Genomic DNA, 12,522 nt, shown 5'->3' with positions numbered 1-12,522 from the left:
TTTCCTAATTATTTTTTTTCTTTTCCGAGACAAATACGAGTTTCGTATTCAGTAAGTCGTCGGTGCGTTTTGGATTTTTTTCTTTGGAGTTTTGTTTGGACCCTAGCTGGAAGCGTGTATTAGAGGAAGTCTCCAAGGAAATTCCTCCTACGTACTTTGATAAGTTCATATATACCTTACAATTAGAGAGTTTAACAGACGATCGTTGCATCCTCATAGCTCCTTCTTCTAACATAAAGACACATGTTGAGAAAAAATACCAAAATCATATAGAAGAAGCGATCTTCAGAGCTAGTGGAAACAGAGTCCCAGTTGAGATCATTTTAGAAGCAGCTTCAAATTTAAACGAAGTTCTTCAGGAAAAATTCAAAGATAAGTCTTATTCTTTTAATCCGGATTACTCTTTTGATAATTTTATCGTAGGAAATACGAACCGCCTCGCTTTCAGCGCTGCAATGGAATGTGTAAAAAATCCTGCAGAGATCAATCCATTATACTTATTCGGGAAAGTTGGAGTAGGTAAAACCCATCTTCTTCATTCTATAGGTTCCGAAATTCTCAAAAAAGAGCCTTGGAAAACTGTACATTACGTAGATATAAAGTCCTTCATGAGCGAGTTTTTATTCGCCCTTCAGTCCAGAGACTCAATCGAATCTTTCAAAATTAAGTACCAATCTTATAATTGTCTATTGATCGATGATATCCAACTTCTGAACACAGGAGCGGAGAAGACACAAGAAGAGTTCTTCTCAATCTTTAATTTTCTATTCGAAAGAAAAAGACAGATAGTGATTGCATCTGACCGTCCTAGTTCCGAACTTCCTCTTCACGAAAGATTAAAATCAAGATTTGTAACAGGTGTTCAGGCGGATATCCAACCACCTGATAGAGATATTCGTATCGGAATTCTAGAAAAGAACTGCCAAATTTTGAATTTGGGTCTTTCTCATGAGCATATACAGTTCATTGCGGATTTGATCGAAGATGATACTCGTGCACTTCTTGGTGCTTTGAATGATCTTGCTCTTCACAAAAGAGCATTCTCTCATCTATTCTTCACAACAACAATGATAGAGGAGATACTGAAGAATCGTATCTTCCGTAAAAAGAATTTCCAACTTAGCCAAGACAAGGTTATCGAACATATTTCTTCTCTTTATAATTTGGATCCGAATGAAGTGATGGGTAAGAGTAGAAAGCCTGAGTATGTAATCCCTCGACATCTCTGTATGTATGTATTACACAAAGGTTTCCGACTGAATAAAAGTCAGGTTGGAAGAATGTTTTCTGCAGAACACACAACTGTAATCCATGCTGTTCGTAACATCGAAAATAAAATGAAAGATGATAAAGAATTTTCCATTAAAGTAGAAGAAGTTCTGAATCGATTCCGTTTCCAATAAAAAACATAGTTTCAATTCTTATCTGAAAGCGACATAGACCTATAGATAACTTGTAAATAACTAGTTAATAGTTTAGTCATAACAAGTAAATAAGACATAACACAAAATTATTGTCCCTTATAGACTTCGGTTTTGTAGGTTATTATAGCAGATACACAGGAGTTTTTTCCGGGTCCTGGAAATTGTACTTTTCAATATATATGCGACATATTTCCCTTATCTAAAGAGTTATGACTCTTATCTACATATGCACAGGTACAAGTACTACAACAGTACATATATAAGAATCTATATATAGATCACCTATAGAAATGGAGAATGTAAATTGAAGATCAAAGTGAACACATCTGAGTTCCTAAAAGCGATTCACGCTGTAGAGGGAGTAATCTCTGCTAGAGAGATACGTTCTGTTCTCTCCAACTTAAAATTAGAAGCTGAAACTTCTTCCGTATCTATTTCTGCAACTGACTTAGAGATATCTATTAAAACATCATTAAATGCTCAAGTAGATAAGTCGGGAGATATTTCATTACCTGCAAAACAATTATCCAGTATTTTTAAAACCATTCACTTTGAAGAGGCATTACTCTCAACTGAAGACGGCGATGCTGATTCAAGTATTACTTATATCACTGACGCTACTAAGAAGAATGATTATAAAAACAAACTGAATGGAATGGATGCAGAAGAGATTAAAACTATTCCTAAAGTAGATGCTTCTAATATTTCTGATTTCCCAACTGCAATGTTTGCAGAGATGATCCGTAAAACTTCTTATGCAATTGCTCATGAAGACCAAAGATATATCTTCAATGGACTATTCATGGTTCCTAAAGGGGACAAGCTTGTATTTGCAGTTACTGATGGCAGAAGATTATGTAAGATCGAAAGACCTCTTTCTACTACTTTGAAATTCAAAGATTCAGTTATCATTCCTTCGAAAGCAATTAGAGAGATCTCTAAAATGATCGCGACTGCTGAAACTGGAAAGATTGGGATCATAGACAATCAAATCTATGTGAATGCAAATCAGATTGAACTTCTTTGTAAATTGATCGAAGGTAACTTCCCGAATTATGAGCAAGTAATTCCTAAGTCTTCTAAATTCAGTGCAGTAATTCCTAAAGAAGGATTCCAGATCTATCTTAGACAAGCATTGATTGCTGCAGAAGAACCTACTCGTCAGATACGTTTAACATTCACAAAAAATAATATCAACTTCTACGCTCAAACACAAGGAGTGAATGAGGTTAGTATTAATATGCCTATCGAGTATTCTGGAGACGAGGTTACTGTGGCATTCAAAGGTGAATATCTATCTGATGTATTCAAATCTATTGATGATAATGAATTCAGAATTGAATTTAGTGATTCAAGTTCACCTGTTGTGTTCAAAGATCCTTCTGATCCTGATTTTATATCGGTAATCATGCCGATGAAAATCTAAAAGAGAAGATCCGTGTTTTTACGAAGCCTAAGGCTTCTCAATTTCAGAAATCACGAACAGATAAGCCTGGAGTTCCATTCCAGGCTTATTTTCTTTGTGGGAGAAAACGGAGAAGGAAAAACAAACCTACTCGAAGCAATCTCTATGATCTCTTGGCTAAAAAGTTTTAGAGAATCAGAAGAAGGAAATTTGATCCGCTGGAATTCAGACGGATATTATATCAAAGGTGAAGTCGACAGAGATCATAAAAAAGAAATTTATGAATTAGGCTTTTCTAAAAAACCTGTTAGTCGCCGCAAACTTAAATTCAATCAAGAAGAAGTTAAAAAAAGATCTGACTTAGTAGGAAAGTTCCTAAGCGTTCTGATGACTCCTCTGGATCTAGTGATCGTAGAGGGCGGGCCTTCAGAAAGAAGAAGATTTTTGGACAGTCTACTTTCTTCTTTAGATCCTTCTTACTTAAATGATCTAATAGAATATAATCGCATCTTAAAACAAAGAAATGCACTTTTAAAAAGTGGATCTTCTGATCCTGGTCTTTATGAAATTTGGAATCAAAGACTCATTGAAAAAGGGATCAGTATATTTAATAAAAGAAAAGAATTCATTTTAGAATTCGATCCTATCTATAGAGAAAATCTAAAAAAGTTAAGTGGTGGAAGAGACAATCTAACTCTTGAATACAAACCCAGCTTTTTCGATCTGGAAAATTTTAAGGAAACCTTACAAAGAAATATTAATAGAGATCGAAAACTAGGTTATACTTCTGTCGGGATCCATAGAGACGATCTATATATTGGAGAAGATAATCGTGATATCATGGATTTCGCTTCTCAAGGTCAAAAGAGAAGTACTGTGATTTCTTTAAAAGCTGCCGCTTTTGAGTATTATCGCAGGAAATTGGGGAGGACCCCTATTCTTCTAATTGATGATGTAATTAGAGAATTGGATGTAAAAAGAAGAGAATATTTTGTGGATCTTGTTTTGAATTCGGGGCAGGCTTTTTTTACCACCACCGACCTCGAAGGTATCTCCGACTATGTGGGAAGACTTGAAGATGAAAAACAGATCTTTGTAGTCAAAAATGGATTAGTCACTCCTTATCAATGAAAGAAGAATCCAAGATACAAAAAATTGATCCTCAGGAGTTCAAAAATATTCTTCAAAGTTTGGGCTTAACTGAAGAAAGTTTAGCGGAGAAGATTGCAGTCCAAACTTTAGTTAAACGCTGGGTCGACATAATAGGTCCAGTATATGCAAATCATTCAGAACCATTTGCGGTTCACGGTGATGTGTTGGTCATCATAACAGTTCACTCTGCATACAAACAAGAGATCCTTTTTATGAGAAAGAGAATCTTAAGTTATTCCGCTCGTTATCTAGGAAGAGATGTAGTAAAAAAAATTGAAATTAGGATAGGAAATCTCACTCCTAAAAGACAAAAATCCCCCTCATATACCGCAGATAAAACTGGATTGGAGGGCAAACAAAACCTAGTTTCTTTAGCTGAAAAAGAAACAGATCCCATTGCGAAAAAAAGACTTTTAGAGCTGATTGAATTCCTCTGAGAAGGACATTCTTTCTAAATAATAAGCCGAATTTCCTTGCCTCCTTAGCGAATTCAGGAAAACTATTCCTAGATTCCGGAGGACCAATGAGCCAACCAGAAAGCAGTTATAGCGCAGGTCAGATCAAAATCCTAGAAGGATTAGAGGCTGTACGTAAGCGCCCCGGAATGTATATCGGGACCCAAGATGAGACCGGTCTTCATAAGATGGTCTATGAGGTCGTCGATAACTCTGTAGACGAGGCAATGGCAGGCCATTGTACAGACATTACTATCTCCATTCTTCCTGATAATATAATAGAAGTGAAGGACAATGGGCGCGGAATCCCAGTTGCCATTCACCCGGAAAAAAATATCTCCACAATCGAAGTTGTTATGACCATCCTACATGCCGGTGGTAAGTTCGAGAACGATGCCTATAAGGTTTCCGGCGGACTCCATGGTGTTGGGGTATCTGTAGTTAATGCACTTTCTGAATCATTGGAAGTGGAAGTTTACCAAAATGGAAAGATCCATCAGCAAAAGTATTCCAGAGGTGTGCCTCAAGGTCCCGTAAACGTGATTGGAGATACTACCGAAAGAGGTACTGTTGTTCGATTCAAACCGGATGCAACTATCTTTACTACTACTGAATTCCATTTTGACGTGCTTACTTCTCGTTTTAGAGAATTGGCATTTTTGAATAAGGGTTTAAAACTTATCGTTCAGGACAAAAGAAAGTCCGACTCGGAAAAACATGAGTTCATATTTGATGGAGGTATCGTTTCTTTCGTTGAATATCTAAACGAAAACAAACATCCTCTTCACAAAACAATTCATTTCGAAAGAAATAAAGACGATGTGGTCGCAGAGATCGCGATCCAATACTCTGATACATATTCTGAAAATATTTTTTGTTTCACCAATAATATTAATAATAACTTGGGTGGAACTCACTTAGAAGGTTTTCGTGCTGCTTTAACTAGAACACTTAATGATTTCTTAAAGAAAGATCAGCAGCTCGTAAAAAAACAACCCACTGCATTATCTGGAGAGGATTTAAAAGAAGGGATCACAGCTGTAATTTCAGTAAAAATTCCTCAGCCTCAGTTTAACTCCCAGACAAAAGAAAAATTAGTAAACGCAGAGATCAAAGGGATCATGCAAACTCTAACTGGAGAAGGTCTTTCTCTTTTCTTCGAAGAGAATCCTGCGATTACTAAAAAGATATTAGAAAAATGTATATTATCTGCTAAGGCTCGTGAGGCCGCTCGTAAAGCTCGTGATCTAACTCGTCGTAAGTCAGTATTAGAAGGCGGCGGTCTTCCTGGAAAATTGGCGGACTGTTCCGAAAAAGATCCCGCTGCTTCTGAACTTTATATTGTAGAGGGTGACTCAGCGGGTGGTTCTGCTAAGCAAGGAAGAGATAGACATTACCAGGCAATTCTTCCTCTAAAAGGAAAAATCCTAAACGTAGAAAAGGCTCGTTTAGATAAAATTCTTGGTAATGAAGAAATTCGTACCTTAGTTTCCGCATTAGGAACTGGAATTGGCGAAGATGAATTCAATATAGATAAGGCTCGTTATCATAAGGTTTTTATTATGACGGATGCGGATATAGATGGTTCTCATATTCGTACACTTCTTCTTACATTCTTCTTTCGTTATATGAAACCTATCATCGAAAAAGGGTTTCTATATGTTGCACAACCTCCTCTGTATTTGATCAAACACGGTAAGACATCTACTTATTTATTCTCTGATAAAGAGAAGGATGAGTATTTAAAATCTTTAGGAACAGAAAAGGCAGTCATTCAACGATATAAAGGTTTGGGTGAGATGAATCCAGAGCAACTTTGGGAAACAACAATGGATCCTGAAAAGCGAGTCGTTCTAAAAGTAAAACTAGATGATTACGTGGAAGCAGAAGATACATTTAATATACTTATGGGCGACGAAGTAAATCCGAGACGTCGCTTTATTGAGGTCAACGCTGCAAAAGTTGCGAACCTTGATCTTTAATATATTGGTAATAGGAAATTCTAAATAAAAATGAGCGAAGAGCTAGAGAACGAAACAAAAACTTTAGGATTCAGCCTTTCTTCCCGTCCTGATATTGGTGATGCATTGAAGAACGGCGTCAGGGTAATTCCTGTCGAGATCGAAGACCAAATGAAGGAAGCCTACCTCGGTTATGCGATGAGCGTAATTGTGGGAAGAGCTCTTCCTGACGTAAGAGACGGTTTAAAACCGGTTCACAGACGTATTCTACATGCAATGAACGAAAGGGCTTGGAGAAGTGACCGTCCTTACGTTAAGTGTGCAAAAATCGTTGGAGAAGTATTAGGTAATTATCACCCTCACGGAGATAGCTCCGTATACGATGCATTGGTTCGTATGGTCCAAGAGTTTTCTCTTAGGGTTCCTCTTATTGACGGGCAAGGAAACTACGGATCGATAGACGGAGACAACCCTGCAGCATATCGATATACAGAAGCAAGACTTGCGAAAGTTGCAGAAGAACTTTTAAGAGATATTGAAAAGGAAACTGTAAATTTTTCTCCAAACTTCGATGATACCAAACAGCAGCCAGATGTACTTCCTGCAAATTTTCCTAACTTACTAGTAAACGGTTCTTCCGGAATTGCAGTGGGAATGGCTACAAACATTCCTCCTCATAACTTGAGAGAAACAATTGAAGCTGTTATCACAGTAATCAAAAATCCTGATGTAAGTATATCAGAAATTCTTAAAATAATGCCGGGCCCGGATTTCCCCACTGGTGGTACGATCATTGGCGGAGAAGGTTTATTATCCGCATACCATTCCGGTAAAGGCTCAATCCGCATTCGTTCCAAAGTAGAGATCGAAGAGAATAAAAAAGGAAGAGAAGTAATTGTAGTTACCGAAATTCCTTACCAAGTAAATAAAAAGACTCTTCTAGAAAGAATTGGTGAGCTTGTTAACGAAAAACAAGTCGAAGGAATTTCTGAAATTTTAGATCTATCTGATAGAAAAGGTATCAGAGTAGAGATCCATATTAAAAAAGATGCAAATGCACAAGTAATTCTAAATCAACTTCTGAAACTTACTCAATTACAAGTAAGTTATGGGATCACAATGCTTGCGATCTTGGATAATAAACCTAAGATCTTTAATATAAAAGAGATCCTGGTTGCTTATTCTCTCCACAGAAAAGAAGTAATCGTTCGTAGAACTCAGTTCGATCTAGATAAGGCTGAAAAACGCGCTCATATCTTAGAAGGATTGAAGATCGCACTCGAGAATATCGAAGAAGTAATCAAAGTAATCCGTGCATCTAAAAATGCTCCGGAAGCAAAAGAACAATTGATGGCTCGATTCGTTCTTTCTGATGTCCAAGCTGACGCGATTTTGGAGATGAGACTACAAAGATTAACTTCTTTGGAAGTCCAAAAGGTAATCGATGAGTTGGCAGAAGTTCGAGCTTTAATCGTAGATCTAAAAGACATTTTGGCAAAACCGGAAAGAGTCGCTGATATAGTTTGTACCGAACTTGCCGAAGTTTCTGAAAAATTCGGAAACAAAAGAAAGACTGATATTAGTTTAGAAAGTGTAGAATCTTCTACTTTCAATGCAGAAGATCTGATAGCGGACGAAGAAGTTGTATTACAAATTACTTATGATCAATTCATAAAAAGACTTCCTCTGGATACTTTCAAAAGACAAAGACGTGGTGGAAAAGGGATCCAAGGTCTTTCTCAAAAGAGAGAAGACGTGGTCAAGATCATGAAAACCGCCATGACCCACGACAATGTAATGTTCTTCTCCAATACCGGAAAAGTATATATGATGAAGGCTTACGAACTTCCTCAGGCATCCAAAGAAGCCAGAGGAAAATCCTTAAAAGCAATCATAGGCCTTGGCGAGAACGAGACTATTTCTGCGATCTTCACATTCAAAGAAGAAGACAAAGGAAAAGATCTATTACTCGTAACTAAGAACGGATTTATTAAACGAGTAGAATTATCTGAATTCGGTAACGTTAAAAAATCAGGTATCATCGCTATCGGTCTAAGAGACGGAGACCAACTCATTGAAGTAATTTCCGTCATCAAAGGTGATAACGTGATGATCTTCTCTGCAAACGGACTTGCACTTCGAATAGAAATGGATACAATCCGCGCTCAAGGAAGAACTGCACAAGGTGTTACAGGAATGAGACTCGCCAAAGAGGACGCGATCGTAGGACTTTCTAAAGTGGTAGAAGGTGATGATCTATTCGTGATCTCTGAAAACGGCTACGGAAAACGACTTGGATTCGAAGAGTTTGGAACCAAGGGAAGAGGAGGCAAAGGAATGGCCTTCTTGAAAGTCGGAGAGAAAAACGGTGCAGCAGTTGCAGTAAGTTCTGTGGGAGAAGAGGATGAGATCATCTTAGTTACCCAGCAAGGAATGGTTATTAGAACTGAAGCTAACCAAATTTCTAAAATGGGAAGAACTGCAGTAGGAGTCAGAGTCGTAGACATCAAGGACAATGATAGGGTCCAGGATTGTACTGTGATTCGTGAAAGCAAAGAAAAATGATCCGCATCGGTTCTGTCGAAATTCCCGGTTGGTTGGCCATGTCGCCGATGGCCGGGATCAGTGATAGCCCGACTAGGACCATGGCCCGCAGATACGGATCTGCATTCTCCTATACCGAATTTGTTTCCACAGACAGCCTCGCTGTAGGATCTAAAAAAGCATTATCTCTATTACGTTTTCGTGAAGAAGAAAGACCAATAACTTTCCAGATCTTCGGTAACAAACTTGAGATCATAGTAGACGCTGCAAAAAGAATTCGCGAATTAAATCCTGATATCATCGATCTAAATATGGGCTGCCCTGCTCGAAATGTTTCTATGCGAGGATCCGGTGTGGGGCTTCTCCGCAAACCTGTATATGCAGGAAAAATAATAGAAGAAATGAGAAAGACGCTGGACATTCCAGTGACTGCAAAGATCCGTCTGGGCTGGGATGATACTTCTAGAAATTATATGGAAGTGTCCAGGATTTTAGAAGAATCAGGAGTGATGGCAATCTCAGTTCATGGAAGGACCCGCGAAATGGGCTACTCCGGAAAAGCAGATTGGGATGCGATCGCGGATATAAAATCAGAAAGAAAAGTTCCTATCTTCGGAAACGGTGATGTAAGCAGTTATGAAGAAGCGGTTCGCAGAAAAGAAGAATCTAAGGTAGACGGAGTTCTTGTTGGTAGGAATTCCATCGGGAACCCTTGGATATTCTCAAACATAAAAAAAGAAAATCTAAGTTTCGAAGAAATAATATCCACAACCTTAAGTCATTTGCAATTGATGAGAGAAACTTTTGGAGATAAATACGGTCTTATCCTCCTCCGAAAACATCTGGTGCGTTATATACAATCCAGAAAAGAAGTGGAGCCTATGCGACTCGAACTTCTTAAAATGGAAGATCCTGAAAAACTGATCGGTATTCTTTTGGGAGTTCTGGAAGAATCGAAAGTTTTAGTCTAATGAAGTTTAAAACTCTTTCGATCGGCATTATTTTAGCCTTCGCTCTTATCTTAATTTCTATAGTTAACTTAAGTTCAGAAAATTTTCAAAATCGATTAGAGATAGTATTAGGTTTAGAAAAAGGTTTACACGCAGTAAATTTTGATCCAAATAAAGATTCGATCAGAGATAGATATACCGGAAAAATTCTAGGATCCGCATCTGATTGTAAAGTTTGTCACAAGCAAGTCTACGAAAACTGGTCAGCTTCTCGCCACAAGGTAGCTCATACAAATAGTTTGTACCAGCACAGTTTTACTATTGAGCCAATGCAATGGTGTGAAAATTGTCATGCACCTTTAAGAAATATCTCCTCTCAAACTATTTACAAACGAGAAGAAGGTATATCTTGCAATGTGTGCCATGTAAGAAAAGGAGAGATCATCACAAAAGAACTTCCTAAATCGGATCAACTGTATCACAAATATAATGTCGTCGAGGAATTCGGGACAGAAAAACTCTGTGAGTCCTGCCACCAATTTAATTTTCCTACATGGGCCTCTTTATCAGATCAAGCCAAACCAATACAATATTCAGATCTTGTAATGCAGGGAACTAAAGATGAATGGAGTGGTTCTGGGTTTGCAAAGGAATCTGATTGTATAGATTGTCATTTGGCTCCTGGTTCTAAAAGATCTCACAATTTTAGAGGTGGCCATGGTATCGAAAACTTAAAGGAAAGTTTATATGTAGAATTGAAATATGTTTCTTCTAAAACAATTCTAGTACAAGTTCACTCGATCGGGATCGGACATGCTTATCCTACTGGAGATCTTTTTAGAGCATTAAGATTAAAAGTTTTTTCTGATACAGGCAAATTACATGAAGAATTTCTACTTAGGAAGTTATATAAGATCACTTCTAAAGAAGAGAGAGAAAAACAATCTGCACCTAAAAAACTAATTTATGATTCAAGGATCCCTGCACCTGAAGAAGGCCAAAATTCAGCGGTAAAGGAGTTTTATTTGGAACTACAAGAAAGACCTGTTTCTCTTAAAATCGAACTTTGGATCGATTATCTAAATGATATTGAAAAAATACTCACACCCATGAATAAGAAAGAAACGATGAAGATTATTCTGAAGAAGACAGTGATTGTCCAGGAAAGGGAAAAATTTACAGGAAAAGAATCCGGATAAAAAGAAGTAATTTATCCAGACTCTTATTATCTTTGGAAATTACTCGGGGATAAGTTTTCCTCTAACCAATTTATAATTATATTCTTTTTTGATCTGACCTTCACATAAACCGGTCTTTTCGGTAATGGTTTTATAATAATATTCGATTGAAGAACACTCATCCGTGTTTTGGATCAGCAAATCGAAAGTATTACCATTAAATCTGTAAATTTTAGTATAAGAATATCCACTTCTTCCTTCCGAATAAGAAGAAACAAGTTCCGGAATTCCATCTTCATCAATATCGGTAGTTTCAACGTTTGAGAAGTCACCTTCTAATAAAGTGTAATTCATTCCGTCTTTTAAGAAGAAATATTTGTTAGAATAAGTTGAATATTCAGATTTATTTACATCACTATGAGAGACTAGATAAAGAGCTCTTTTTCCAAAAACAGTTTCTTCATAACTAGTATTGTCAAAGTCAGTTTCTTTGGAGATACTTTTAATTATCGCTTCTGCTAACTTCTTATCGAAACTGGAAGGTAAATGTTTGAGTGATAAGGTAGCATAGTCAGGATACGTTTTGAGAAATTCGGATCCTACATAAATATTCGTTTTCCCGAAGCTGTAGAAAACTTTTCCTTTAGGAGTAATTACTTTATTCTCGAATTGAAAAGATCCGCCCAAACTAGGAAGACTGGAAGGCTTTTTAGAAAAGTTAAATTTTCCTGCTTCGAATCTATATACTACATTTGGGTTTCCGGTTAATTCTGCCCAGCCTCCGTCGCTAACGACTAGGTTTTCAATAGCTTTCAATTCTTCAGAAGTGGCTGCTCTCATTAAAAAGGCAGAGTAAGCATAACCTAATTTGCCATCAGAACTTTTGATTTGCAGCCAAGAGCCAGACTTACCTTCTATCTTTACTTCCTGTTTGGATTCGTTTTGCACTTCTACCAAAGTTTTGGCGTTAAGTTTTCCAGTCACTTTTGCCTTTAAACTAGGCTGTTCCCTTACTTGCAGAGGGTTAGCTGTGACTAACGCAAATCTTCCGTTTGCTGGAGGCAAGAAGGTCGAAATATTGGATTTAACGATTTCCTCATCGTAGGAAAGATACCCGGAACCCTTTGGGCTGGAAATTTTATACCATAATAATTTGGAACCTACTTCTTTGTCTGGAATTTCAGACTCAATTACTTCATAATTGGAGGAAGAGCTGATTTGGGCTATTTTCTTACTTTTTGCAGTGGGTTTTTCGTATAGAGAAACAGTGTTTCCCGTTACAAAGCCGAAACCTTTAACTCCGGCGGATGCGCAGGAAAATAGAAAAGAAATTAGAATGAAATGAAAAAAAAAGACTGAGCTGATGCTCTTAACGTATTTCATAAAGTAAGAAATCCACATATTAGCCACCAAGTTATTTTCTTTAGATTGGGATTGACAAGAATTTTTCATA

The 12,522-nt window shown here is 37.3% G+C and carries 9 protein-coding genes; 8 read left to right on the top strand and 1 reads right to left on the bottom strand.

What is annotated here, in order from left to right; translation table 11 throughout:
- The first annotated feature begins 95 nt into the window (after nt 1–95).
- From dnaA to EHQ52_RS07645, 8 genes are all read left to right on the top strand, one after another.
- Nucleotides 96–1,403, top strand: a complete 1,308-nt coding sequence (gene dnaA, locus EHQ52_RS07680) for a chromosomal replication initiator protein DnaA (RefSeq protein WP_135614623.1) — start codon at nt 96–98, stop codon at nt 1,401–1,403.
- Between the two features lie 325 nt (nt 1,404–1,728).
- On the top strand, nt 1,729–2,850 hold the full coding sequence (gene dnaN, locus EHQ52_RS07675; protein ID WP_100767787.1) for a DNA polymerase III subunit beta: 1,122 nt from the start codon (nt 1,729–1,731) through the stop codon (nt 2,848–2,850).
- A gap of 12 nt (nt 2,851–2,862) precedes the next feature.
- Nucleotides 2,863–3,960, top strand: coding sequence for a DNA replication/repair protein RecF (gene recF, locus EHQ52_RS07670; RefSeq protein ID WP_135614622.1), 1,098 nt, complete (start codon nt 2,863–2,865; stop codon nt 3,958–3,960).
- Nucleotides 3,957–4,418 (top strand): DciA family protein, encoded by a 462-nt coding sequence (locus tag EHQ52_RS07665; protein WP_135614621.1) that lies wholly within the window; start codon nt 3,957–3,959, stop codon nt 4,416–4,418. The genes recF and EHQ52_RS07665 overlap by 4 nt, the downstream gene beginning before the upstream one ends.
- An 86-nt stretch (nt 4,419–4,504) precedes the next feature.
- Nucleotides 4,505–6,418 (top strand): DNA topoisomerase (ATP-hydrolyzing) subunit B, encoded by a 1,914-nt coding sequence (gyrB, locus tag EHQ52_RS07660; protein ID WP_135614620.1) that lies wholly within the window; start codon nt 4,505–4,507, stop codon nt 6,416–6,418.
- 30 nt (nt 6,419–6,448) lie between these two features.
- On the top strand, nt 6,449–8,962 hold the full coding sequence (gyrA, locus tag EHQ52_RS07655; protein WP_135614619.1) for a DNA gyrase subunit A: 2,514 nt from the start codon (nt 6,449–6,451) through the stop codon (nt 8,960–8,962).
- Complete coding sequence (locus EHQ52_RS07650) at nt 8,959–9,912, top strand: tRNA dihydrouridine synthase (protein WP_135614618.1); 954 nt, start codon at nt 8,959–8,961, stop codon at nt 9,910–9,912. The genes gyrA and EHQ52_RS07650 overlap by 4 nt, the downstream gene beginning before the upstream one ends.
- Nucleotides 9,912–11,090, top strand: a complete 1,179-nt coding sequence (locus tag EHQ52_RS07645; RefSeq protein WP_135614617.1) for a multiheme c-type cytochrome — start codon at nt 9,912–9,914, stop codon at nt 11,088–11,090. The genes EHQ52_RS07650 and EHQ52_RS07645 overlap by 1 nt, the downstream gene beginning before the upstream one ends.
- Before the next feature lie 39 nt (nt 11,091–11,129).
- Here the strand turns inward: EHQ52_RS07645 and EHQ52_RS07640 are convergent, their stop codons facing one another.
- Nucleotides 11,130–12,452: an SH3 domain-containing protein gene (locus EHQ52_RS07640; RefSeq protein ID WP_167492189.1), complete on the bottom strand. Its 1,323-nt coding sequence runs from the start codon at nt 12,450–12,452 to the stop codon at nt 11,130–11,132.
- Between the last annotated feature and the right edge of the window lie 70 nt (nt 12,453–12,522).

The sequence above is a fragment of the Leptospira koniambonensis genome (assembly GCF_004769555.1).
Classification (GTDB): Bacteria; Spirochaetota; Leptospiria; order Leptospirales; family Leptospiraceae; genus Leptospira_B; species Leptospira_B koniambonensis.
The sequence above is the reverse complement of the archived record's forward strand: the minus strand, read 5'-3'. Positions and strand labels throughout refer to the sequence as shown.

Excerpts from the sequence above, each read along its gene's own strand:
- gyrB (WP_135614620.1), top strand. The coding sequence starts at position 4,505 with ATGAGCCAACCAGAAAGCAGTTATAGCGCAGGTCAGATCAAAATCCTA.
- EHQ52_RS07640 (WP_167492189.1), bottom strand. The coding sequence starts at position 12,452 with ATGAAATACGTTAAGAGCATCAGCTCAGTCTTTTTTTTTCATTTCATT.
- EHQ52_RS07650 (WP_135614618.1), top strand. The coding sequence starts at position 8,959 with ATGATCCGCATCGGTTCTGTCGAAATTCCCGGTTGGTTGGCCATGTCG.
- EHQ52_RS07665 (WP_135614621.1), top strand. The coding sequence starts at position 3,957 with ATGAAAGAAGAATCCAAGATACAAAAAATTGATCCTCAGGAGTTCAAA.
- EHQ52_RS07645 (WP_135614617.1), top strand. The coding sequence starts at position 9,912 with ATGAAGTTTAAAACTCTTTCGATCGGCATTATTTTAGCCTTCGCTCTT.
- gyrA (WP_135614619.1), top strand. The coding sequence starts at position 6,449 with ATGAGCGAAGAGCTAGAGAACGAAACAAAAACTTTAGGATTCAGCCTT.